The 21,785-nt window shown below is 66.3% G+C and carries 17 protein-coding genes; 5 read left to right on the top strand and 12 right to left on the bottom strand.

From position 1 onward, the window contains the following. Nucleotides 1–33 precede the first annotated feature (33 nt). From O4G76_RS17880 to O4G76_RS17840, 9 genes are all read right to left on the bottom strand, one after another. Nucleotides 34–1,170: an ABC transporter substrate-binding protein gene (locus tag O4G76_RS17880; RefSeq protein WP_269398602.1), complete on the bottom strand. Its 1,137-nt coding sequence runs from the start codon at nucleotides 1,168–1,170 to the stop codon at nucleotides 34–36. A 624-nt stretch (nucleotides 1,171–1,794) separates the two neighbouring features. Continuing rightward, nucleotides 1,795–2,604: a 5-deoxy-glucuronate isomerase gene (gene iolB, locus O4G76_RS17875; RefSeq protein ID WP_269398601.1), complete on the bottom strand. Its 810-nt coding sequence runs from the start codon at nucleotides 2,602–2,604 to the stop codon at nucleotides 1,795–1,797. A 97-nt stretch (nucleotides 2,605–2,701) separates the two neighbouring features. Continuing rightward, nucleotides 2,702–3,628 carry a myo-inosose-2 dehydratase gene (gene iolE / locus O4G76_RS17870; RefSeq protein WP_269398600.1) on the bottom strand — a complete coding sequence of 309 codons (927 nt, stop codon included), beginning with the start codon at nucleotides 3,626–3,628 and terminating at the stop codon, nucleotides 2,702–2,704. Between the two features lie 84 nt (nucleotides 3,629–3,712). Further along, nucleotides 3,713–5,542 carry a 3D-(3,5/4)-trihydroxycyclohexane-1,2-dione acylhydrolase (decyclizing) gene (gene iolD / locus O4G76_RS17865; protein ID WP_269398599.1) on the bottom strand — a complete coding sequence of 610 codons (1,830 nt, stop codon included), beginning with the start codon at nucleotides 5,540–5,542 and terminating at the stop codon, nucleotides 3,713–3,715. Then, nucleotides 5,539–7,449 carry a 5-dehydro-2-deoxygluconokinase gene (iolC, locus tag O4G76_RS17860; protein WP_269398598.1) on the bottom strand — a complete coding sequence of 637 codons (1,911 nt, stop codon included), beginning with the start codon at nucleotides 7,447–7,449 and terminating at the stop codon, nucleotides 5,539–5,541. The genes iolD and iolC overlap by 4 nt, the downstream gene beginning before the upstream one ends. Further along, nucleotides 7,449–8,270: an ATP-binding cassette domain-containing protein gene (locus O4G76_RS17855; RefSeq protein WP_269398597.1), complete on the bottom strand. Its 822-nt coding sequence runs from the start codon at nucleotides 8,268–8,270 to the stop codon at nucleotides 7,449–7,451. The genes iolC and O4G76_RS17855 overlap by 1 nt, the downstream gene beginning before the upstream one ends. A 1-nt stretch (nucleotide 8,271) precedes the next feature. Next, on the bottom strand, nucleotides 8,272–9,390 hold the full coding sequence (locus tag O4G76_RS17850) for an ABC transporter permease (RefSeq protein ID WP_269398596.1): 1,119 nt from the start codon (nucleotides 9,388–9,390) through the stop codon (nucleotides 8,272–8,274). 89 nt (nucleotides 9,391–9,479) lie between these two features. Further along, complete coding sequence (locus O4G76_RS17845; RefSeq protein ID WP_269398595.1) at nucleotides 9,480–10,406, bottom strand: sugar ABC transporter substrate-binding protein; 927 nt, start codon at nucleotides 10,404–10,406, stop codon at nucleotides 9,480–9,482. Between the two features lie 123 nt (nucleotides 10,407–10,529). Next, nucleotides 10,530–11,357, bottom strand: coding sequence for a MurR/RpiR family transcriptional regulator (locus O4G76_RS17840; RefSeq protein WP_269398594.1), 828 nt, complete (start codon nucleotides 11,355–11,357; stop codon nucleotides 10,530–10,532). Nucleotides 11,358–11,437: 80 nt separating this feature from the next. On the opposite strand from O4G76_RS17840, the gene O4G76_RS17835 reads away from it, so the two are divergent. Genes O4G76_RS17835 through O4G76_RS17825 form a run of 3 tightly spaced genes read left to right on the top strand, consistent with a single transcriptional unit; the run spans nucleotide 11,438 to nucleotide 14,355 of the window. Beyond that, nucleotides 11,438–12,553, top strand: coding sequence for a Gfo/Idh/MocA family protein (locus tag O4G76_RS17835; RefSeq protein ID WP_269398593.1), 1,116 nt, complete (start codon nucleotides 11,438–11,440; stop codon nucleotides 12,551–12,553). Nucleotides 12,554–12,576: 23 nt separating this feature from the next. Then, complete coding sequence (iolG, locus tag O4G76_RS17830) at nucleotides 12,577–13,578, top strand: inositol 2-dehydrogenase (RefSeq protein WP_269398592.1); 1,002 nt, start codon at nucleotides 12,577–12,579, stop codon at nucleotides 13,576–13,578. A 3-nt stretch (nucleotides 13,579–13,581) separates the two neighbouring features. Then, on the top strand, nucleotides 13,582–14,355 hold the full coding sequence (locus O4G76_RS17825) for a TIM barrel protein (RefSeq protein ID WP_269398591.1): 774 nt from the start codon (nucleotides 13,582–13,584) through the stop codon (nucleotides 14,353–14,355). A gap of 171 nt (nucleotides 14,356–14,526) precedes the next feature. Here O4G76_RS17825 and O4G76_RS17820 read toward each other — a convergent pair whose 3' ends face one another. From O4G76_RS17820 to O4G76_RS17810, 3 genes are all read right to left on the bottom strand, one after another. Beyond that, the gene (locus O4G76_RS17820) at nucleotides 14,527–16,725 is read right to left on the bottom strand and encodes a TRAP transporter fused permease subunit (protein ID WP_269398590.1); all 2,199 of its coding nucleotides are present in this window, start codon (nucleotides 16,723–16,725) and stop codon (nucleotides 14,527–14,529) included. Between the two features lie 78 nt (nucleotides 16,726–16,803). Then, complete coding sequence (locus O4G76_RS17815) at nucleotides 16,804–17,772, bottom strand: TAXI family TRAP transporter solute-binding subunit (RefSeq protein WP_269398589.1); 969 nt, start codon at nucleotides 17,770–17,772, stop codon at nucleotides 16,804–16,806. Between the two features lie 125 nt (nucleotides 17,773–17,897). Continuing rightward, nucleotides 17,898–18,812 carry a LysR family transcriptional regulator gene (locus O4G76_RS17810; RefSeq protein ID WP_269398588.1) on the bottom strand — a complete coding sequence of 305 codons (915 nt, stop codon included), beginning with the start codon at nucleotides 18,810–18,812 and terminating at the stop codon, nucleotides 17,898–17,900. Between the two features lie 168 nt (nucleotides 18,813–18,980). On the opposite strand from O4G76_RS17810, the gene O4G76_RS17805 reads away from it, so the two are divergent. Both O4G76_RS17805 and O4G76_RS17800 read left to right on the top strand, forming a co-directional pair. Continuing rightward, nucleotides 18,981–20,054 carry a tartrate dehydrogenase gene (locus O4G76_RS17805; protein WP_269398587.1) on the top strand — a complete coding sequence of 358 codons (1,074 nt, stop codon included), beginning with the start codon at nucleotides 18,981–18,983 and terminating at the stop codon, nucleotides 20,052–20,054. A gap of 1 nt (nucleotide 20,055) precedes the next feature. Beyond that, nucleotides 20,056–21,318 (top strand): glycerate kinase, encoded by a 1,263-nt coding sequence (locus O4G76_RS17800; protein ID WP_373568050.1) that lies wholly within the window; start codon nucleotides 20,056–20,058, stop codon nucleotides 21,316–21,318. Nucleotides 21,319–21,785 lie beyond the last annotated feature (467 nt).

Here is a 21,785-nt window from a genome sequence, read left to right as displayed (position 1 = left end):
GCGTGTGGGGCGGCCTTCCGGCCGCCCATGGTGTCAGTTCGTCGCGTCGCCGCGCAGCGAGACCCAGTAGCCGGGCTGGTAGTCCACCGGCAGGAACCGCGCATGCAGCTCCTCCAGCGTCCCTTCCGGGTCGAGATCGGCGAACAGCTCGGGATGCAGCCATTTCGCCAGCTGCTGCACCGCCACGAAGCTGTAGGGGCTGTTGTAGAACTGGTGCCAGATCGCGTGGACCCGGCCGCTCTCGACGGCCTCGACGCCGGTGAAGGCCGGGCGCTCCATCAGCGCGGCCAGCTTGGCGCGCGCTTCGGCCGCGTCAGAGCCGGGGCCGACCCCGATCCAGGCGCCGCCGGGCACGTAGGCCTCCCAGTTGCCCCCCGTCGCGATGATCACCTCTGGGTCGGAGGCGATGACCTGCTCGGCGTTGACCATGCCGAAGGTGCCGGCGATGAAGGGGCTGGCCATGTTCTCGCCACCGGCCAGCTCGACGAAGCGGCCGAAATTGCCGTCGCCGAAGGACATGCAGCACTCCTCCGAATACCCCGCGGCGCGCTCGACGAAAGTCAGCGGCCGGTCGAGATCGGCCTGCGCCTCGATCACGTCGGTCACCCGCGCCATCTGCTCGGCGTAGAAGGCGTTGAACGTGGCGGCGCGGTCCTCCTCGCCGAAGAGCTGGCCGATGATCTCCATCGAGCGGGGCGTGTGCTCGAAGGGCTGCTCGCGGAAGTCGACATAGACGATCGGGATGCCGAGCTTGGCGAGCTTCTCCTCGTAACCGGCTTCCTCTGTGGCGGCTTGCGCCTCGAGGTTCATGATCAGGACGTCCGGTTCCAGCGCCACCGCCTGCTCGATGTCGAAAGTGCCGTCCTTGAAGCCGCCGAAGGTCGGGATATCGGCCAGCTCGGGGAATTTCTCGGCATAGGCCGCGTAGCTCTCGGGCGAAGCCTCTCGGAAATCGTCGCGCCAGCCGACCACGCGCTCGAACGGGTTCTCGCCGTCCAGCACGGCGGCGAAGAAGACCTGCCGCCCCTCGCCCAGGATCACGCGGTCCACCGGCGCATCCACCGTGACCTCGCGACCGGCGATGTCGGTCAGGGTGATCGGATCGGCTTGCACGAGGCTGGCGGCGAAGAGGCTCAGCGCGGTGGCGCCGAGGACGGGACGAAGGGTCATGAAAACGGCCTCAAAAATGGCGAATGCCAGCCCCGTAATAATCCCGATATATTTAGTCAACTAATAAGTTGATCAAAGAGGTAGGGTATACGTGCCGTCGGTCGCTCGCGTTCACGCTGCGCGTAATGCCTCCATGGTTGCGGCCGACGACACGGTCTTGGTCCATGCATGTCCTGAAGGCGAAAGCTCTTGCCAAGCCGGTCGGCCATGGGTGCAACGCACAGCTTCGAGCAGCGCATCAAGGGCGGACATTCGCTCGCCGCGTTCTTCGCGGCTCCTGGTGCGTCGCGGCCGCCGACCGAGACCGCCGCGAAGGCCAGGATGTCGCCTCTCGCTGCTTCGTCGACGCGCTACCCGGAACCGGCCCCAAGATCTTCCGGTGCGATACGCTGCGAGACGCCCCCACCTCGGGCAGTCGATACCGGTCACGCTGTCAGGCATGTTTCATCGCGCTCAGCACGACATGGGCCTGCCGGCCTTGTGGCGCAGGCCGGCAGGCCGTCTTGCGCTTGGCGCGCAAGGAAAGCCCCCTGAAGAACGCATGCACCGCTTCGAAAAGAGGCTCGGCCCATCCGCTTGCGAAGACCTATATACGATACCCACCCCTATGGCGCGGCTGAACCGTTACCCGTCGCGCTCCATGATCCACTCGACCTCGGGGGCCGGCACGAAGCGCCAGTTGCGGCGAGGGCCAGCCATGACGTTGAGGTAGTACATCTCGAAGCCATAGGGCGCGCCGCAGGGGTGATGCCCACGCGGCACCAGCACTACGTCGTGGTCCTTCACCGCCATGGTCTCGTCGAGCGAGCCGTCATCGGTGTAGACCCGCTGCACGCCGAAGCCCGAGGCCGGGTTCAGGCGGTGGTAGTAGGTCTCCTCGAGATAGGTGATGCGCGGGAAGTCGTCCTCGTCGTGGCGGTGGCTCGGGTAGGACGACCAGTGCCCGACCGGAGTGAACACCTCGGTGACCAGCAAACTGTCGGCGTAGTCCTCGTGCTCCATCGCGATGTTGTTGATATGGCGCGTGTTCGTGCCCTTTCCCCGCTCGGTGAGGGTGATGCCGTCCGGACCGATGCGCCGCGCCGCGTGGCCGCCCTTGCCGGGTGCCGAGCAGACCGCGATAGTGCAGTCGGTGGTGGCCCCCGCGGTCCAGTCGCTGTCGCTCGGCAGATAGAGGCAATGCGGCGGGGTCTTTTCGAACACGTTCATCCGCTCGCCGAGCTCGCCCCAGTCGCGGCCCGCGCCCGCGATCCGGGCGCGGCCCTCGACCATGACGAGGATCACCTCGCGGTCGCCGGTGACGTCCTCGACCCGGTCGCCTGCGCGCAGCCTATGCAGCGAAAAGCCGACATAGCGCCAACCGGCGCTCTCGGGCGTGATCCGGTGCACCTCGCCACGGGTGCCGAAGGGCTTGCGTTGCAGCTGGCTGGTCATGAGGTTTCGTCCTTGTCGTCATGCATGTCATGGCCCTTGCGGCGGCCGGGGCGGCCATGCGCGTCAGGGCGCAGGCCCGCCGGGCCCTGGACCGGTTTCAGCCCTGCGGCGCCGGTACCCGGTCTTCGACGGTCAGCCCAGCCCGCGCGCAGAGGTCGCGGATCTTGTCGTAGCCGAGCTTCGACGCGTCATAGGGCCCGACCTTGCCCGGGTCCTGCTCGGCCTCGACCACGATCCAGCCGTCATACCCCATCGATGCCAGCCGGTCGGTCACAGCGGCGAAGTCGATCGAGCCGTCCGGGTCACCGGGCACGGTGAAGGCTCCCGCCACCACCGCGTCGAGGAACGACCACGCCTCGGCCCGTGCCTTGCGCGCCACCTCGGCGCGCAGGTCCTTGTAGTGGACATGGCCAATCCGGTCGCCCCAGCGGTCGAGAACGGCCATCGGATCGCCGCCGCCGAAGACCAGGTGCCCGGTGTCGTAGAGCAGCCCGACCTCCGGCCCCGAGCCCTCCATCAGCCAGTCGATATCGTCCGCGTCCTCGACGATCGCGCCCATGTGGTGGTGATAGGTTAGGGGCAGCCCCTTGTCGCCCATCCACTTGGCCAGCTCTGTCAGCTTGCGCGCGTAGCCCGTCAGCTCGTCGCGCGAGAGCTTGGGCCGGGCATTCACCGGCGTGGCACGGTCGCCTTGCACGGTGTTCGAGCACTCGGCATAGACCAGACAGGGCGCGCCGAGCGCGGCGAACTGCTCCACCTGCCCGGCGATGGCGGCCTTCTCGGTCTCGACGTCGTTGACCAGAAGGTTGCCAGAGCACCAGCCGCCGCAGAGCGCGAGCCCGTGGCCGTCGAGGTAGCGGCGTAGCTCCTCGGTGCCCGAGGGCATGCGGCGGCCACGCTCGATGCCAGTGTAACCGATCTCGCGCGCCTCGCGCAGCGCCTGCTCCATGGTGAAGGCGGCGGTGAGGTCGGGCAGGTCGTCGTTCTGCCAAGCGATGGGGGAAATGCCGATCCGGACGCTCATCTTGTCTGTCTTTCGATTGGGAAAGTGAAGGGAGACGGCCGCGCGCGGCGGGAGGCATCCGCGCGCGGCCCCGGCGCTCCGGGCTCAATTGAGCGTGCGGGCCCGGATCTGCGCCTCGTAGGCCTGGCGCTTCTCGCGCACCTGCGGGCGCTGCGAGACCTCGGGAACGGCGACGTCCCACCAGTGGCCGCCATCGGGGGTCGAGGGATAGGGGTCGGTGTCGATCACCACTACGAAAGGCTCCTGGCCCGTCTCACGACGTGTAAGAGCTTCCTCGAGCTCATGGATCGAGCCGACATGCACCGCCTTCGCCCCCATTGACGCCGCGTGTGCGGCGAAGTCGATCTTCGACGGGTTCACGTGATGCGAGTGGTCGAGCATGTTGTTGAACTCCGCCCCGCCGGTGCCGATCTGGAGCCGGTTGATGCAGCCGTAGCCACGGTTGTCGGTAATCACCACGGTCAGGTCGAGGCCCAGCATCGCCGCCGTCGCCAGCTCGGAATTGGCCATCATGTAGGAGCCGTCGCCGACCATGCAGACCACGTCGCGACCGGGCTCGGCCATCTTGATGCCAATCGCGCCGGCGATCTCGTAGCCCATGCAAGAGAAGCCGTATTCCATGTGATAGGCCCCGGGCCGCGGCGCCTTCCACAGCTTGTGCAGCTCGCCCGGCATGGTACCGGCGGCGCACATCACTACGGTGTCCGGCCCCGAGGCCCGTTGCACCGCGCCGATGACCTGCTGGTCGGTAGGCAAGGTATCGTTGCCCTGCGGGGCATCGGTAAGTGGGTCGACGGCCGCGAACCATTCTTTCTTGAGCGACGCATCCGGCGCCGCGAAGACGTGGTCGCCAAGCTTACGGGTGAGCGCCTCGAGCCCTGCCAGCGCGTCGCAGCACAAGGGCTCCGCCCCGTGCTTCATGGCGTCGTAGGCCGCGACGTTGAGCGAGACGAGCTGCCGCGCCGGGTTCTGGAACACTGTCCATGAACCGGTGGTGAAATCCTGGAACCTCGTGCCGACGCCGAGGACGAGATCGGCTGTGGCGCAGACCGCGTTGGCCGAGGCCGCGCCGGTGACGCCCACGGGGCCGAAGTTCAGCGCATGGTCCCAGGGCAGCGCCGACTTGCCGGCCTGGCTCTCGACCACGGGGATGCGGTGCGCCTCGGTGAAGGCGGCGAGCGCCTCGGCCGCGCCCGCGTAATGCACGCCGCCACCGGCGACGATCACCGGGCGCCTCGCGCCCTTCAGCATCTCCGTCACCGCGTCGAGCTCGACCGGGTCCGGCTGCGGTCGGCGGGTGCGCCAGACCTTCGGCGCGAAGAAGCGCTCGGGCCAGTCGTAAGCTTCGGCCTGCACGTCCTGGCAGAAGGACAGGCAGACAGGGCCGCATTCCGCCGGATCGGTCATCACCCGGAAGGCACGCGGCAGCGCGGTCAGCAGCTGTTCGGGCCGGGTGATGCGATCGAAGTAACGGGTCACGGGGCGGAAGCAGTCGTTCACCGACACGGTGCCGTCCTCGAAATCCTCGATCTGCTGCAAGACCGGATCGGGACCGCGGTTCGCAAAGACGTCGCCGGGGATCAGCAGCAGCGGCAGCCGGTTCACATGCGCCAGCGCCGCGGCGGTGACCATGTTGGTCGCCCCTGGCCCGATCGACGAGGTGACGGCCATCGCGCGCCTGCGTCCCGACTGCTTGGCATAGGCTATGGCGGCGTGGCACATTGTCTGCTCGTTATGGCCGCGCCAGGTCTGGAAGCGCTCGCGCTCGGCATGCAGCGCCTCGCCGATCCCGGCCACGTTGCCGTGGCCGAAGATCGCCCATATCCCGGCGAGAAAGGGTTCGCCCGCCTCGTTCAGCTGCGCTGCGAGATACTTCACCATCGCTTGGGCGGCGGTGAGCCGGATCGTCGTCATGCCGCATCCTCCCTCTGCGCCCGTGCCGCGTCCCACAGGGCGCAGAGCCGGGCATACCTGTCCTTCATGTCGCGCAGCGCCTCGGCATCGTCCATGCGCCCCGCCATCCAGGCCTCGGCCGCCGCGCCGAAGATCGTGCGGCCAACGGCGAAGCCTTTTACCAATGGGAAGCGTGCGGCGGAGCGGAAGCTCTTGGCCAGCGCTTCCTCGCCCGAGGCGAGGCCCAGCACGACGATGCCGCGGGTGTGCGGGTCGTTTTCTTGAATCGCGTCGCAGGCCGCTTGCCATCCCGTATCCGAGGTCATCGGCTCGAGCTTCCACCAGTCCGGGTAGACGCCGATCTCGTAGAAACGGCGGATGATCCGGGCCGTGGTGTCGTCGCCCACCGGCGCGACCTTCGACGGGATCACCTCGAGCAGGAATTCAAGCCGGTTGCGCCGGGCGGCGTGGAACAGCCGCGTCACCGTCGCCTCTTGCGCCGCGCACGTTTCGGCGTCGTCGTCGGGGTGATAGAAGCAAAGGCACTTCACCACGTGCTCGGCGGGCCATTCCGACAAGCCCCCGAAATCGGGGCCGAGCTCGGGCTCCAGCTCGAGGGGCCGCGATCCGGGCCATTCGACCGGTCGGCCGATCCACAGCCCCTGCCCCGCCGCACGGTGCAGCGCCGTGCGGCCCAGCCGGTTGTCGCACAAAAGGCCGTAGCCCGGCCGCCCCTGCGCCACGGCCTCGCAGGCATCGAGGCACAGCTCCTTGAACCGCCCGATCTTCTCAGGTGTCGCGCCCGTCAGATCCTCGAGCTGCATCCGGTGGTCGAAAGCGAAGATCCGCATTTCGGGCCAATCGCCGGTCCGGTTGGTCGACCAGTGGATCTGCTCGAGCTGGGTATCCTTGCGCAACGCCTTCTCCTTCACGCCGCGCGCGAGGAAGAACTCCAGTTCCTTCAGCGAAGGATAGGCCGGGGTACAGCCATGCCGGCTCACTGCGAAGGCGCCGCAGGCATTGGCGTATTCCAGTGCGCGTGGCCACGCCTCGCCGTCGAGCCAGCCCTTCAAGAGCCCCGACATGAAGCCGTCGCCCGCGCCGAGCACGTTGAACACCTCGATCGGAAAACCGGGGCCCGTCTGCCCCGCGTCGAGGCTTTCGGGAATCTCACCCTCGAAGGCGACCGCACCGTCCGCACCGCGCTTGCAGACCAAGGTGGCATCCGAGACCGCCCGTACCGCGCGCAGCGCCTGAATCGTATCGGTCGAGCCGCCGGCGATGTGGAACTCCTCTTCGGTGCCGACGATCAGGTCGAAGCGATGCAGCGTCGATTGCAGCTTGGCGGTGACGGTCTCGCTCTCGACGAAGCGGCTCTCGCCTTCGCCATGGCCCGCCACGCCCCACAGGTTCGGGCGGTAGTCGATGTCGAGCGCGGTCTTGGCACCGTGCTTGCGAGCGAGTTCCAGCGCCTTCAATACTGCCTTTTCCGTGCGCGGATGGCTCAGATGCGTGCCGGTGGCGACGACGGCGCGGGCCCGGGCGATCAGCCCCTCGTCGACATCCTCCTCCGACAGCGCCATGTCGGCGCAGTTCTCGCGGTAGAAGATCAGCGGAAAGCTGTCCTCGTCGCGGATGCCCAGCAGCACCAACGCGGTCAGCCGCTCGGGGTCGGTCAGCACGCCCGACACGTCGACCCCCTCACGTTCAAGCTGCTCGCGGATGAACCGCCCCATATGTTCGTCGCCGACCTTGGTGAGCAACGCCGATCTGAGCCCCAGCCGCGCGGTCCCGGCGGCCATGTTGGTCGGGCTGCCGCCGAGATACTTCTCGAAGGACCGCATGTCCTCCAGCCGCCCGCCCACCTGCGCGCCGTAAAGGTCCACCGAGGACCGGCCGATGGTGATGAGATCGAGATCCTTGGCCATCAGACGGTGCCCTCCAGCGACCCTTCGAGTTGAGCCAACTCCTGGCCGCCCGCCATCAGGTCCTGAAGCGCTTCGGGCGTGATCTCGCCGCGCTTCGCGGTGCCGAGCGTCTTGCCGCGGTTCAGTACGGTGAAGCGGTCGCCCACTGCCAGCGCATGGCGCACGTTGTGGCTGATGAAGACCACGCCGACGCCCTGCTTGCGCACCCGGTCAATGGTGGCCAGCACATTCGAGGTCTGGCGCACGCCGAGCGCCGAGGTCGGCTCGTCGAGAATCAGCACGCGGGCCCCGAAATAGACAGCGCGGGCGATGGCCACGGTCTGGCGCTCGCCGCCCGAGAGCGTGCCGACCGCCTGGTCGGGGCCGCGCAGGTTGATGCCCATCTTGCGCATCTCCTCCACCACCGTCTCGTTCATCTTCTGCACGTCCATCCGCTTGGTCGGGCCGCGCCCGATGGTCGGCTCGCGCCCCATGAAGAAGTTGCGGGTGACCGACATCAGCGGGATCATCGCGAGATCCTGGAACACCGTGGCGATCCCGGCCTCCATCGCGTCACGTGGACTGGAGAAGTTCATCGGCTTGCCGTCGATGGTGATCGTGCCGTGGGTCGGTTTGTGCACGCCGGACATCGTCTTGATGAAGGTCGACTTGCCGGCGCCGTTGTCACCAAGCAGGCAATGGCATTCGCCGGGCTTCACGTCAAAGCTGACACCCGCCAGCGCGATGATGTTGCCGAAGTGCTTCTCGATATCGATCATCTCGATGATCGGCTTGGCATCAGTCGACACGTCACCGTGGTGGAATTTCGAGTCTTGGGTCATCTCACCGCTCCCCCGTGACGCGCTTGCGGATGAAGTTGTTGAAGAGCACCGCGATCAGCAGCATCCCGCCGAGGAAGATCTGGAACCAGTCCTGATCGAAATCGGTGTAGGTCAGGCCAATCGTTACCATGCCGAAGATGATGGCGCCGAAGAACGCCCCGATCGCCGAGCCATAGCCCCCCGTCAGAAGACAGCCGCCGATCACCGCTGCGATGATCGCCTCGAACTCCTTCATGAAGCCACGCCGCGCATCTGTGGAACCCGAATCCATCACCGTAATGATCGCGACCAGCGCACCGCACATCGCGGTCAGCATGAAGAGCGAGACCTTCACCTTGCGGACCGGCACGCCGGAGTTGGACGCGGCATTGCTGTCGCCACCGGCCGCGAAGATCCAGTTACCGGCGGGGGTGCGAAGAAGCACGTAAGTGGCGACCAAGGCAAGGAAGGCGAACCACAGGATCTCGACCGGGATGCCGGGCACCTTGGGCGCGCCGTTGTTGAAGGTTTCGATCACACCGGCCTCGGCCAGCCAGACGAAGAGCGGACCGAAGGCGTCGCCGGAGAACAGCGGCGCGAGCCAGTCGCCCTCGACCGCGTCGCGCACGCCGCGCAGCTGGGTCGAGCCACCCGAGGCAATCTTGAGCCCGACGAGCGAGGCACCGCGCAGCACGAAAAGGAATGCCAGCGTCACAATAAAGGATGGCAGACCGGTCCTGAGCACGATCGAACCGTTCACCGCGCCGATCATGGCCGCCACGATCATGGTGAGCGGGATCGCGAAGATGAGCGGCAGGCCGAGTGTTACGGTCGCGGCTCCGAAGATCAGGCCGGCGAAGGCCACCATCGAGCCGATGGAGAGATCGAACTCGCCGCCGATCATCAGCATCGCCGCGCCGATAGCGAGAATGCCGAGCTGGGCGGCCGGTGTCATGAAGTTCATGATGCCCGAGAGCGTGAACATCGCGCTGTCGGCGGTGATCAGAAAGAACGTCGTCACCAGTATCACGCCGGCGATGGCGCCGAGCTCGGGGCGCTTCATCAGCCGCGCGCCCAAACCTTCCTTCTTGAGACGTTCGTCCTTTGCGGCCTGGATTGCAGGCTGAACGACTTCGGCCATGGCCTCATCCTCCCGATGAATAAAGAAAGGCCGTGGCGCGGCGGTGTGCGCCACGGCCCGATGCGTCCGGCATCACACTGGAATGGGATTCAGCGGATGCCCTGCGCGGACAGATCGACCACCTGGGCCGCCTTGTCCTGCGTCACGAGGTTCGGGCCGGAGGGCACGTCCCCGCCCGGCACCAGGCCGTATTGCGCGTTGAGCGCGAGGAACACGACCGGCAGGTAGCCCTGAAGGAACTGCTGCTGGTCGATCGCGAAGGCGGCTTCGCCATTGGCGACCGCCTCGAGGAAGCTCGCCGACAGATCAAAGGTCGCGACGTTCACCTCGCCGGTGCGCCCCACCGCCTCGACGGCGGCCAGCGCGGGCTCGCCCACGAGCGAGGCACCAAGTCCCATCACCGTGTCGACGTCGGGGTTCGATTCGAGGGCCGCCTGAACCTTGGCCTGCACCTCGGCCGGGTCGTTCTGGGTCGGGATGACCTCGACCGAGCCGCCGAAGCCTTCGGCAAAGCCCTCGCAACGCAGGTCGAGCGCAACGTTGCCGACCTCCTGGTTGACGCAGATGCCGGTGGTACCGCCCATCTCGGCAAGCTTCTCGCCCGCCGCCTTGCCGGCGGTGAACTCGTCCTGGCCGACATGCAGCAGCGCGCCAAGCTCCTTGGCCACGTCGGAGCCGGAGTTCATCGAGATGACCGGGATGCCCGCCTGGACGGCGCGCTCGATCGAGGGCCCAAGCGCGTCGGCGTCGGGGATCGAGACCACCAGCCCGTCCGGCTCCTGGTTCACGGCGGCGTCGATCAGCTGGCTCATCTGGACCATGTCGAAGGTCTCGGGCGAGCGGAAGTCGACATTGGCCCCCGTGTCCTCCGCGGCCTTGTCGGCACCGTTCTTGACCACGGACCAGAACGGGTCGTTGGCCTGCCCGTGGGCGACAACGATGATGTCCTGCGCGAGCGCGGGTGCGGCCACGCCCATCGCGGCGAGCAGCACGGCGGTTTTGGCAATCTTGGTCATAGTTCCTCCCTGTTGACCCTGCGGAGCCTCCACTCCGCTTCGGCGACGCCGAACTGATACGTCCCGGCCTGATATCGACCATATGGAACATTTATTCCATTTGCGACCGAATCGGTGCTTCTGTCAATTACCTTCTTGGAGAGCCCCTATCGCGACCACGAGCGCCGTCGTCAGGGTCAGCGATGCGTTCAGCGACCTAAAGCCGGCCACCTCGTTCTCGCGTGCGATCAGCAGGCCATCGGCGAATTCGGCCAGTGGACAGTCTTCCACATCGGACAGCCCGTAGACGAGGGCGCCGCGCTCCTTTGCCAGCCGGGCGAAATCCAGCGTTTCCTGAGAAAAGGGCGAGAAGGTCGCGGCGAAAACGGCCTGCCCGGCCCCGACCACGCCCGGCCCGCCGAGCCGGCCGGTATCGCTGTGGAGCACGGCCGGAACTTCAAGCTTTCCGAGCATGTAGGACATGTTGCTGACCACGGCGAAGGCCCGACGCATGCCGACCAAGTGCAAAAGCGGCGCGGCAGCCATACCTTGGGCGATGGCACCGAGACCTTCGGACGTCACCGTATTTGCCAAGGACATAAGTGACTTGTGTCCTGCTTCCGCGAATTCCGCGAGAAGCGCGCCTGGCCCGCCCTCCATCTCTGGGCGCAACGTGGCAATGCGCTCGTCATAAGCAGGCCGAAAGGCGGTGTATTGCACACGGAACAGGGCCTGCATCTCGGAATACCCCGAGAAGCCGAGCGCTTGGCAAAAGCGCATGTAGACCGACGGCGCGACCCCTGCTTCCCGCGCCATGTCCGATACGGTCGAGACCGCGATCAGGTGAAGGTGGCGTCGGGTGAAGGCCGCGCACTGGTCGAGCCGCTTGGGCAAGGTGCCGATCAGCTCATCGAGGCGCTCCAGCACTTCGGTGACGTTGGTCGGGGCGGTCTGGTCCGTCGTGGGGCTCATGAAGTTCTCATGTCTTGACAGGTCCACCCTTAACATCTCATGAGGAGATATGGAATGAATATTCCATTAGGGAGGGAATCATGGGTATCGGCCTGGGTCTGATCGGGACCGGCTTCATGGGCAAGGCCCATGCGCTGGCCTATCGCAATGCGCGTGCGGTCTTCGGCGACCTGCCGCAGGTCGAGCTCGTCGCCTTGTGCGACACGCCTGCTTCGCGTGCGCAGGCGATGGCGGACCAGTTCGGCTTCCCTGAGGCCGTGGAGAACTGGCGGGCGCTGGTCGCGCATCCGGGGGTGGACATCGTCTCGATCACCACACCGAACGGAATGCACCGCGAGATGGCCCTCGCCGCAATCGACGCTGGCAAGCATGTCCATTGCGAAAAGCCGCTGGCGCTCACCCTCGAGGACGCGCGCGAGATGGAGGCTGCCGCGCGTAAGGCCGGCGTCCGGACCATGGTCGGTTACAACTACATCCACAATCCGGCCATTGCCCATGCCTGCAAACTGACGGTCGAGGGCGCGATCGGCCGGCCGGTCCATTTTCGCGGCTGGGTCGACGAAGACTACCAGGCGGACCCCAATCTTCCATGGAGCTGGCGGGCGAAGCGGGCCGATGCCGGGCTGGGCACGCTTGGCGATCTTGGCTGCCACCTCGTCTCGATGAGCCAGATCCTGATGGGACCGATCGAGAGCCTGATCGCCGACACCCAAATCATCCACGACACCCGCCCCCTCCCCGATGGCTCGGGCCGCGCCAAGGTCGAGAACGAAGACACGGCCTCGGCCATCATCCGCTACACCTCGGGCGCACAGGGCACACTGTGCAGCTCCCGCTCGGCCTGGGGCCGCAAGAACAAGCTTGATTGGGAGCTACACGGCACCGAGGGCATGATCGCCTTCAGCCAGGAGCGGCTGAACGAACTGCATCTTTATACCAACGAAGGCCCCGCCGCGCGGCAGGGCTTCCGTACCATCCTGACCGGTCCCGAGCACCCACCCTATGGCGCCTTCTGCCCTGCCCCCGGTCACCAGCTCGGCTTCAGTGACCTCAAGACCATCGAGGCCGCCGCCTTCCTGCGCGCCATCGCCAGCGGCGCACCGGTCTTTCCCGATTTCACCGACGCGCTCTCCATCGAAGCGGTGATCCACGCCATCGACGTCTCGGCCCGTGAAGGCCGCCGCGTCATTCTTTGAACGCAAACCGAAAGGTAGTCCCCATGAAAGTCGCTCTCTTCGGCGCCGGCCGCATCGGCAAAGTCCACGCCGCCTCGATCAAGATGGACCCCCGCTCCGAGCTCGTCGCCGTCACCGACGTGATGCCCGAGGCGGCGCAGGCGCTCGCCCGTGAGCACAACATCGCCGTACGCAGCCCCGAAAACATCCTCGCCGATCCCGGCATCGACGCGATCCTGATCGCGTCGTCGACCAACACCCATGCCGATCTCATCGAGGCCGGGGCCAAGGCCGGGAAGGCGATCTTCTGTGAAAAGCCGATCGATCTCGACCTCGCGCGCGCGCTTGAGATCGGGCGCATCGCCAAAACGCATGACAAACCGATGATGATGGGCTTCAACCGCCGCTTCGACCCGAACTTCGCTGCCGTGAAAGCCGCGCTCGACGCCGGCGAGGTCGGCAAGGGTGAACTCCTGGCCGTGACCTCCTTTGACCCCGCACCGCCGCCGGTCAGCTACATCAAGGTCTCGGGCGGGCTCTACCGCGACATGATGATCCACGATTTCGACATGTGCAGCTTTCTCTTCGGCATGCCCAAGACCGTGACGGCGCACGGTTCCTGCCTGGTGGACCCCGAAATCGGGGCGGCCGGCGATATCGACACCGCCGTCGTGGTGCTGACCTATGCCGACGGCCGTATCGCCACGATCCGCAACTCCCGCCGCGCGCCCTACGGCTACGACCAGCGGGTCGAGCTGCTGGGCTCGGAGGGCACGCTCGAAGCGCGCAACGAGATCGAGAACACGGTGGTGAAGTCGACCGCCGCCGGCACCGTCTCGGCTAAACCAGTCTTCTTCTTCCTCGAGCGCTACATGCGCGCCTACGCGATCGAATGGTCCGCCTTCGTCGACGCCTGCGTCGACGGCAAACCGGTGCCCGCCACGGTGCAGGACGGTGTGAACGCACTGGCGCTGGCCGAGGCCGCGAACCTGTCCTTCCACGAGGGCCGACCGATCGAGGTCACCTCGGCGATGACGGGGGCCTGAGCCATGGCGTTCACCCTCGCCGCTTGCGCCGAGATGCTGTGGCGCGACCGCCCGATCGAATGGCGCTGCGCGCAGTTGCATGAGATGGGCTTTCAGGTCGGGCTCTGGAACTGGCCTGATCACGACCTCGCTGCGCTGGAGCGCTCTGGCGCGACCTTCTCGATCATGAACGGCTATCTCGAAGGACGGCTGGCCGATGATGAGGGTGCCGAGATGCTGCTCGCCTCGGCGCGCGAAACCGCGCTTGTCGGCAAGCGCCTCGGCGTGGCCCGGCTGAACCTTCACGGCACCGGGCTCGGCGATGGCGGCCGGCCCAGACTTGCCGAGATCGCCACGCCATTGAAATGGGTGAAAGCCCGAGACACGCTGCACCGGATCTGCGACCTCGCCGAGGAACTCGGCGTGACCTTCACGCTCGAAAACCTCAACCTGCCCGTCGACCATGCCGGCGTCCCCTTCGCCCGCGCCGAGGAATGCCTCGCGCTGGTCGCCTCGGTTGACCGACCACAGCTGCGCCTCAACCTCGATCTCTACCATGCCCAGATCGGCGAGGGGAACCTGATCGAGCTGTGCCGGGCCTGCCTGCCCTGGATCGGCGAGGTGCAGGTGGCCGACGTTCCCGGACGCTGCGAGCCCGGAACCGGCGAGATCAACTATGTCGGCGTGGCACGGGCACTCCGCGGCATGGGCTATGACGGCCCGGTCGGAATGGAGGCCTTTGCCTCGGGAGATGAAGTCGCCGCGCTGGACGCCTTTCGCGCGGCATTCACTCTGTAGAACCCTCGGTGCCATCGTCGACAAGATCGGCGGATGGCCGGGGCCCCGGAAGCGACGCACTGAGGGTACGGCGCAAGTCATCCGAGGCCAGGTTCTCAGGAAAGGCAACGGCCCCCATCCAGTCCGGATGGGGGCCGTCGTTCATGGGACCGACAGCATGTCCGAGAGTAATCAGTCCTTTCCGTGCGCGAGGGTTCCGGGTTTCAGGATGTTCTTCTGGTAGAGCAAAAGGACCGTTCCAATGCTCAGCCCAACCAGATCGGTGACCAGTCCCGCATCGAGCATTCCCAGCGCGCCCCCGATCAGCAGCGCCCGAGCGATCCAGCCGATCCGGCCGAAGAACCAGCCGATGATGCCCGAGGACAGCAGGTAGATGCCGAACAGCGCCGAGATCGTCACGTGGATGGTATCGAGCCAGCCGCCCTGCATGAGCAGCGCGTCTGAGAAGAAGAACATGTAGGGCACCACGAAGGCCGCAAGCCCGATGCGGAAGCTTTCGACGCTTGTCTTCATCGGGTCGGACTGCGCCAGCGCCGCGCCGGCATAGGCGGCAAGCGCCACCGGCGGCGTGATCGCCGACATCACCGCGAAGTAGAAGATGAAGAAATGCGCGGTCAACGGCTCGACCCCGAGATTGATGAGGCCTGGCGCGATGACAGAGGCCGCTACCGCGTAGGCGGCCGTGGTGGGCATGCCCATGCCAAGGATGATCGCGACGAGCATCGAGAACATCATGGCGAGAAGCTGTGACTGGTCGGCGATGCCCAAGAGCAGCGCCGAGAAGCGCGTGCCGATACCGGTGAGAGCGATGACGCCCACGATGATGCCCGCCGCCGCGCAGACCGCGACCAGCTGGAGCACCATACGCGCGCCAATGTCGAGCGCGTGGAATAGCTGCCGCGGCCCCATGCGGTTCGGCGTGAGCCATGACACAACGGCGGCAGTAATCATCGCCAGCGTGCCGCAGCGGATCACCGAGTAGCCGACGAAGAGCGCCCAGATCAGCACCACGATCGGCGCGAAGAGGTAGGCCTGCTTCAGGAGCGCGCCGAGCTTCGGCAGCGCCGAGCGTGGCAGCCCCACCATGGCGAAGCGCTGCGCCATCAGGTCGACCATGAAGAACACGGAGGCGAAGTAGAGGATGGCCGGGATCAGCGCGGCCCAGATGATCTCGGTGTAGGGAATGCCGGTGATCTCGGCCATGATGAAGGCGCCCGCGCCCATGATCGGCGGCATGATCTGTCCGCCCGAGGAGGCCGCGGCCTCGACCGCCGCCGAGGTCTGGCTGCGGTAGCCCACCTTCTTCATCAGTGGGATCGTGAGCGAGCCAGTCGAGACGACGTTGCCAGCGCTGGTGCCGTTGATCATCCCCATCAGGCCCGAGGCGAAGACCGCCACCTTGGCCGGACCGCCGCGCTTGTGACCCGCGGCGGCGAAGGCGACGTTGACGAAGTAGGCGCCGACATGGGTGGCCTGAAGGAACGCCGCGAAGATCACGAAGAGCACGATGTAGGTCGAGGAGATCGCGATCGGCGCGCTGAGAATGCCGTTGTCGGTGAAGATGTAGGAGAAGAACCGCTTCGGCTCGTAGCCGCCATGATTGAGGATGCCCGGCAGCCAGGGCCCTGCGAAGGCGTAGGCCACGAAGACGGCGGAGATGATCACCAGCGCCATCCCGGCCATGCGCCGCACCGCCTCGAGGATCAGGATCACGCCAGTGATTGCGGCCCACATGTCGCCTGGCTGGGCCATCGGCATGCCGGCCCGCATCTGGAGGGCCCGCGCGAAGTAGATGACATAGCCAATCGATGCCGCAGTTGCCACGGCAAGAAGGATGTCGGCCAGCGTCCAGGTGCCGATGCGCCGATCTTCGAACAGCCAGCCATGCAGCACCGCAGCGGTCGTCCCCAGGGTCAGCGGAATGCCGAAGCTCGCCACGGCCCAGCCGGGCGGCACGGCGTTGCCAAGAAACCACCAATTGGCCCAAACCGCCAGAATCGCGCCGGCGCCGAACAGCGTGCCTGCCGCCGCCAGCGCGAGCAGGAGAGTGTTGCCGACGCTGCGACGCGCCGCCGCCTGTTCGGGAACGACGCCATAGGCGCCATAGAGCAGGAAGCCGAGCGCGAGCCCGCCACCCAGATGCAGCAGACGGTAAGTCCAGGTTTCCAGCGGGTAGAGGTTCATCACCGCGAGGTGAAATACCGCATAGGCAGCGCAGGCCGTGGCGAAGAGGTAGTGACGCGGGCCGATGAAGACTCGCTGGTTGCCCGCAGGCGGATCGTCATCGACGGCGGCCGTGGCGACCACCGGGCTCGTCAGCTCATCGAGGGTCTCCGATGAGGGGATCTTCTTGCTGTCGGAATGGGTCATCGCATCACCGGATTGCCGAGGGATACCAGTGCCGCGGACAGGGCGAACCCCGCCCGCGGCGCACCGCGCCGGGGAAGCTCAGCGCAGCTCGTCGGGGATGGTGATGCCGATCTCCTCGTAGTAGCGCACGGCGCCCGGGTGGAACGGCATGAAGTTGTTGGTGTCCCAGTTCTCGGCCAGCGTCTCAACGGCCGAAGCGTGGAGCTGCTTCATCCGCGCGTTGTCCTCGAGCACGAGCTTGGTGATCTCATAGGCGAGGCTCTCCGGCAGCTCCTGGTGCGCGATGGCGAAGTTCCACATCGACACGGAGGGAATGTCCTCGTCCTGGCCCTCATAGGTCCCGGCCGGGATGGAGAAGTCCTGCATCGACGGCGCCACCTCCTTGAAGGTCGCGATGTTCTCCTCCGAGAGCGGCAGGAAGGTCACGTCGTTCTGGATGGCCAGTTCGCTGAAGGCGCTGGTCGGCAGGCCGGCAGCATAGACGAAAGCGTCGATCAGCCCGTCAGCAAGCTGCCCCGCGCCGTCGGAGCCGCCTGCGAAGCTGGCCTTCACATCGATACCGGCGGTGTCGAAATAGCGCTGCCAATAGGTCGCCGAGGTGCCCGAGGCCGGCCCGAGATTGACGCGCTTGCCTTCGAGATCCTCGATGCTCTCGATCCCCGAGGAGGACAGCACGACCGCCTGCAACGGCGTCTGGTACATGGGGAACAGTGCCCGCAGATTGGCGGCCTCCATACCTGGCATCAGCTCGTTCTCGCCCGCCATGGCCTCCTGCGCCGGGCCGGTGGTGCTGAAGCCGAGCATGGTCTCGCCGGTCTCGACCAGCACGACGTTCTGCACTGGGCCGCCGGTGATTTCGACGCTGGTCGGCACGCCAAGCTGCTCGCCGATCATCGAGCCGAGGCCGGAGCCCCAGACGAAATAGGTGCCGCCCTGCGAACCGGTCGAGATGCTCAGGCTGTCGGGCCAGTCGGCGCGATCCTGGGCGGTTGCTGGGAAGGCCGCGATCGTGCTCGCGGCGAGAATGGCATAGGTCGTCATCTTCATGGTTCTTGCTCCTCCCATGTGCTCCTCCGGCACCGCGCCGCGAGACGCGATGCTACGACCGCCACCATGGCAGCAAAGGCATGGCGCCACATACGCGCAGAAGATTATATTATTATATGATCTAATCAGGCGCTCTGCTCGATCGCCTTCATATGCCGGTCGAGCACGTCGAGCAGCGCGTCGCGCTGCGCATCCCGCGTGCCGCGCGTCCAGGCGGCGGCGAGCACCAGCTTCGAGCGGCTCGCCCCCTGCGGCATCGCAAGGCGCACGAAGCGCACGCCCGGAACCGCGATGCGCGCGGTCCAGCGCGGCACGATCGCGAGGCCGGTGCCGGTCGCGACGAGATTGACGATGGTGTGCTTCTCCTCGGCCACCTGAGCCACGCGCGCGGTGAGCCCGGCGTCGAGGAAGAGCTTGATCGTCAAGTCGTGCGAATGCGGACGCGAGCGACGATCCGGCACGATCAGCGGCGCATCCGCGAGATCGGCCACTGCGATCTCCTCGCGTCCAGCCAGCGGGTGATCCTCGGGTAGCGCCACCACGGCCGTTTCGAAAAACAGGGTACGGAAGTTGATCCGGGGGTCGCGCGTGTCGGGCGGGCGGCAGAAAGCGATGTCGAGACTGCCACTCAGGAGCTTCGGCAGCAGGTGGATCGTTTTTTGCTCGATCAGCTGCACCTCGATGTCGGGGTGATCCTCGCGCAGGTATTGCAAAAGCTGTGGCATCAGCCCAGCCGCGGCGCTGTCGATCGCGCCGACCCGCAGGACCGGTGCCTCGGTCTTTCGAATGTGGCGGATCTTCTCCTCAAGTTGCTCGGCCTGCGCGATCATCTCCCGCACATCCTGGAGGATCGCGGTGCCCGCTTCGGTCAAGGTCACGCTACGTGTGGTGCGCAGGAACAGCTTTGCTCCGAGCTGCTCTTCGAGGATGCGGACCTGTCGGCCCAGCGAGGCAGGGAGCATGCCCAACGACTGCGCAGCGCGGCCGAAATGCAGTTCGTCCGCCGCCGCGACGAAGCACCTGAGGTGAGAAATATCCATGTCGAAGCCCAAGCCGGCGAAATTGTTTCATATCAGTATATAATCATCTGCGCGTTGAGGGGTCGAGCCGGTCGCTCATAACGTCGCCCTCGACTGCACCGTCATGGCGTCGCCGCAACGATCCAATGCGACACGGGCCGGTGCGACAGCGTCCCCGGAGGAAACCCCATGAAGACCTACAAGATCGCATCCATTCCCGCAGACGGCATTGGCCCGGAGGTCATTGCCGCTGGGCTTCAGGCGCTCGAGGCGCTGTCCCGTCGCGACGGCGGTTTCGCGCTCGAAGTCACCGAGTTCGACTGGAGTTCGGAGCGCTACAAGAGGACCGGCGCGCTGATGCCCGAGGACGGCCGGGACCAACTCATGGCCTTCGATGCGATCTTCTTCGGTGCCGTCGGCGCGCCCGACGTGCCCGACCACGTCACGCTGTGGGGCCTGAGGCTGCCGATCTGCCAAGGCTTTGACCAGTATGCCAACGTGCGGCCGACCAAGATCCTGCCGGGCATCTCCTCGCCACTCGCAGGCGTCGGCGCGGGCGACCTCGACTGGGTCATCGTGCGCGAGAACTCCGAGGGGGAATATTCCGGCCACGGCGGCCGTGCCCACAAGGGCCTGCCCGAGGAAGTCGGCACCGAGGTGGCGATCTTCACCCGCACCGGCGTGACCCGGATCATGCGCTATGCCTTCGCGCTGGCGCAGTCACGTCCCCGCAAGCTCCTGACCGTGGTGACCAAGTCGAACGCGCAGCGCTTCGGTATGGTGATGTGGGACGAAATCGCGGCCGAGGTCTCGAAGGAGTTCCCGGACGTGACCTGGGACAAGATGCTGGTCGATGCCATGACTGTGCGCATGGTGAAGAACCCGCGTAGCCTCGACACCATCGTTGCCACCAACCTGCACGCCGACATCCTGTCGGACCTCGCCGGTGCATTGGCAGGCAGCCTCGGTGTCGCGCCGACCGGCAACATCGACCCCGAGAAGCGCTACCCCTCGATGTTCGAGCCGATCCACGGTTCGGCCTTCGACATCACCGGCAGGGGCATCGCCAACCCGGTCGCAACCTTCTGGACCGCCAGCCAGATGCTGGAGCATCTGGGCGAGAAGGACGCCGCTGACCGGCTCATGCGGGCGGTGGAAAAGGTCTGCGCCGAGGGCATCCTGACCCCGGATGTCGGCGGCGAGGCGACGACCCAGCAGGTCACCGACGCGGTCTGCGACGCGATCCGCGGCGAGAACATTTGAGATGACGGTGAGCGACCACGACGCCCCGGCGTTGCTGCGCCGACTGTTCGACGTCGCCGTGGCCGCCGCCGACCCGGCCGAGGTGCTGGCGCGGCATTTGCCAGACAAGCCGACGGGGCGCTGCATCGTCGTTGGCGCCGGCAAGTCGGCGGCGGAGATGGCGCGCGCCGTCGAAGTGGCTTGGCCCGACGTCGATCTCTCGGGCGTGGTGGTCACGCGCTATGGCCACGCAGTGCCGACTGAACGCATCACGGTGCGCGAGGCCGCGCACCCGGTGCCGGACGCCGCCGGAGAGGCCGCGGCCCGCGAGATCCTCGCCACCACCGCCTCGGCCGGGCCCGATGATCTGGTGCTGGCGCTGATCTCGGGGGGCGGGTCGGCGCTGATGACGCTGCCACGGGAGCCCCTGACGCTCGATGACCTGATCGCCGTAAACCGGCTGCTGCTCCGCTCGGGGCTGACCATCGAGGAGATGAACCGGGTGCGGCGGCGGCTCGACCGACTTAAGGGCGGCGGATTGCTGCGTGCCGCGAATGGTACACGGCTGGTCACGCTGGCGATCTCGGACGTGCCCGGCGATGACCCGGCGGCGATCGCTTCGGGGCCGACCGTGCCCGACCCGAGCGCCACCGACGACCTGTCGCATCTGGCTGAGCGACTCGGCCCAAACCTGCCCAAGGCGGCCCGTGCGTTGCTCATGACACCAGGCGATGCCCCGCCCCATGCGGTCCCGGATTTCCGCCTGATCGCCGCGCCGCGGACATCGCTTGAGGCGGCGGCGGAGGCGGCCCGTGCTGCCGGCGTGACGCCGTTGATCCTCGGCGACGCCCTGGAAGGCGAGGCGCGCGAGGTAGGCATCGTCATGGCCGGCATTGCCCGCGCCGTGGCCACACTCGGCAAGCCGCTGCCGGCGCCCGCCGTGCTGCTCTCGGGCGGCGAGACCACTGTGACCATCAGCGACATCGAGCCGGGGCGCGGCGGTCGGAACACCGAGTTCCTCCTGGGTCTGGCCTGTGCCTCGCAGAGCCATCCGCGCATCCATGCGCTCGCGGGCGACACCGACGGCATTGACGGCACCGAAGACGCCGCCGGCGCGCTGATCGGTCCTGACACGCTCTGCCGCGCCCGTGAGGTCGGCTGCGACCCGCAGCGAATGCTGGCGGCGCATGACAGCTACAGCCTCTTCGACCGGATCGGCGCGCTGATCCGCACCGGTCCGACACTGACCAACGTCAACGACTTCCGTGCCGTGCTGGTGCTCTGACACCTGTAAAGAAGATCTGCATGTCAGAACCTTATCTGCTGCGCATGCGCGTAGAGTTCAGAGTTGCCCCGGTGAAACAGACGCACAATGGCATCTGCATCGATGCTGACGAATTCTGACGGGTGCCGGATGGCCGTCTAATGGAATCATATGACCCGCTACCATCAGCATCGGTGCAGGTTCCGCCGTTCCTAACGGCAGTAATAGCTCGGGCACTGGGCCTCGCTATTGGTCTCATCGTCACCTGTCAAAAACATTCTTGGGATCGACACCTGTACCAGCGCGTGGCTGAAAGCCTATTGGAAGCAACTCACGCTGGCCAAAAAGCCTTTACTGTTCCTATATGAAGCGGACGCCTGCTTCATGTGCAGCGAATGTCGGTTGTCCGCCTATTCCGTTGAAAAACTCGATCTTGATCGGGGTGCCCGTGGCTGATTCAATTCCCATAGGGGATGGGAGGATCGGCG

This window comes from Limimaricola sp. G21655-S1 (genome assembly GCF_027213785.1).
In the GTDB taxonomy this organism is placed as follows: Bacteria; Pseudomonadota; Alphaproteobacteria; order Rhodobacterales; family Rhodobacteraceae; genus Limimaricola.
The sequence above is the reverse complement of the archived record's forward strand: the minus strand, read 5'-3'. Positions and strand labels throughout refer to the sequence as shown.

What these genes read in the sequence shown, in the direction of transcription:
- iolD (WP_269398599.1), bottom strand. Translation starts at nt 5,542, where the DNA reads ATGACGACGATCCGGCTCACCGCCGCCCAAGCGATGGTGAAGTATCTC.
- O4G76_RS17810 (WP_269398588.1), bottom strand. Translation starts at nt 18,812, where the DNA reads ATGGATATTTCTCACCTCAGGTGCTTCGTCGCGGCGGCGGACGAACTG.
- O4G76_RS17855 (WP_269398597.1), bottom strand. Translation starts at nt 8,270, where the DNA reads ATGACCCAAGACTCGAAATTCCACCACGGTGACGTGTCGACTGATGCC.
- O4G76_RS17835 (WP_269398593.1), top strand. Translation starts at nt 11,438, where the DNA reads ATGGGTATCGGCCTGGGTCTGATCGGGACCGGCTTCATGGGCAAGGCC.
- iolB (WP_269398601.1), bottom strand. Translation starts at nt 2,604, where the DNA reads ATGACCAGCCAGCTGCAACGCAAGCCCTTCGGCACCCGTGGCGAGGTG.
- O4G76_RS17805 (WP_269398587.1), top strand. Translation starts at nt 18,981, where the DNA reads ATGAAGACCTACAAGATCGCATCCATTCCCGCAGACGGCATTGGCCCG.
- iolC (WP_269398598.1), bottom strand. Translation starts at nt 7,449, where the DNA reads ATGGCCAAGGATCTCGATCTCATCACCATCGGCCGGTCCTCGGTGGAC.
- iolE (WP_269398600.1), bottom strand. Translation starts at nt 3,628, where the DNA reads ATGAGCGTCCGGATCGGCATTTCCCCCATCGCTTGGCAGAACGACGAC.
- O4G76_RS17800 (WP_373568050.1), top strand. Translation starts at nt 20,056, where the DNA reads ATGACGGTGAGCGACCACGACGCCCCGGCGTTGCTGCGCCGACTGTTC.
- iolG (WP_269398592.1), top strand. Translation starts at nt 12,577, where the DNA reads ATGAAAGTCGCTCTCTTCGGCGCCGGCCGCATCGGCAAAGTCCACGCC.
- O4G76_RS17845 (WP_269398595.1), bottom strand. Translation starts at nt 10,406, where the DNA reads ATGACCAAGATTGCCAAAACCGCCGTGCTGCTCGCCGCGATGGGCGTG.
- O4G76_RS17815 (WP_269398589.1), bottom strand. Translation starts at nt 17,772, where the DNA reads ATGAAGATGACGACCTATGCCATTCTCGCCGCGAGCACGATCGCGGCC.
- O4G76_RS17840 (WP_269398594.1), bottom strand. Translation starts at nt 11,357, where the DNA reads ATGAGCCCCACGACGGACCAGACCGCCCCGACCAACGTCACCGAAGTG.
- O4G76_RS17825 (WP_269398591.1), top strand. Translation starts at nt 13,582, where the DNA reads ATGGCGTTCACCCTCGCCGCTTGCGCCGAGATGCTGTGGCGCGACCGC.
- O4G76_RS17850 (WP_269398596.1), bottom strand. Translation starts at nt 9,390, where the DNA reads ATGGCCGAAGTCGTTCAGCCTGCAATCCAGGCCGCAAAGGACGAACGT.
- O4G76_RS17880 (WP_269398602.1), bottom strand. Translation starts at nt 1,170, where the DNA reads ATGACCCTTCGTCCCGTCCTCGGCGCCACCGCGCTGAGCCTCTTCGCC.
- O4G76_RS17820 (WP_269398590.1), bottom strand. Translation starts at nt 16,725, where the DNA reads ATGACCCATTCCGACAGCAAGAAGATCCCCTCATCGGAGACCCTCGAT.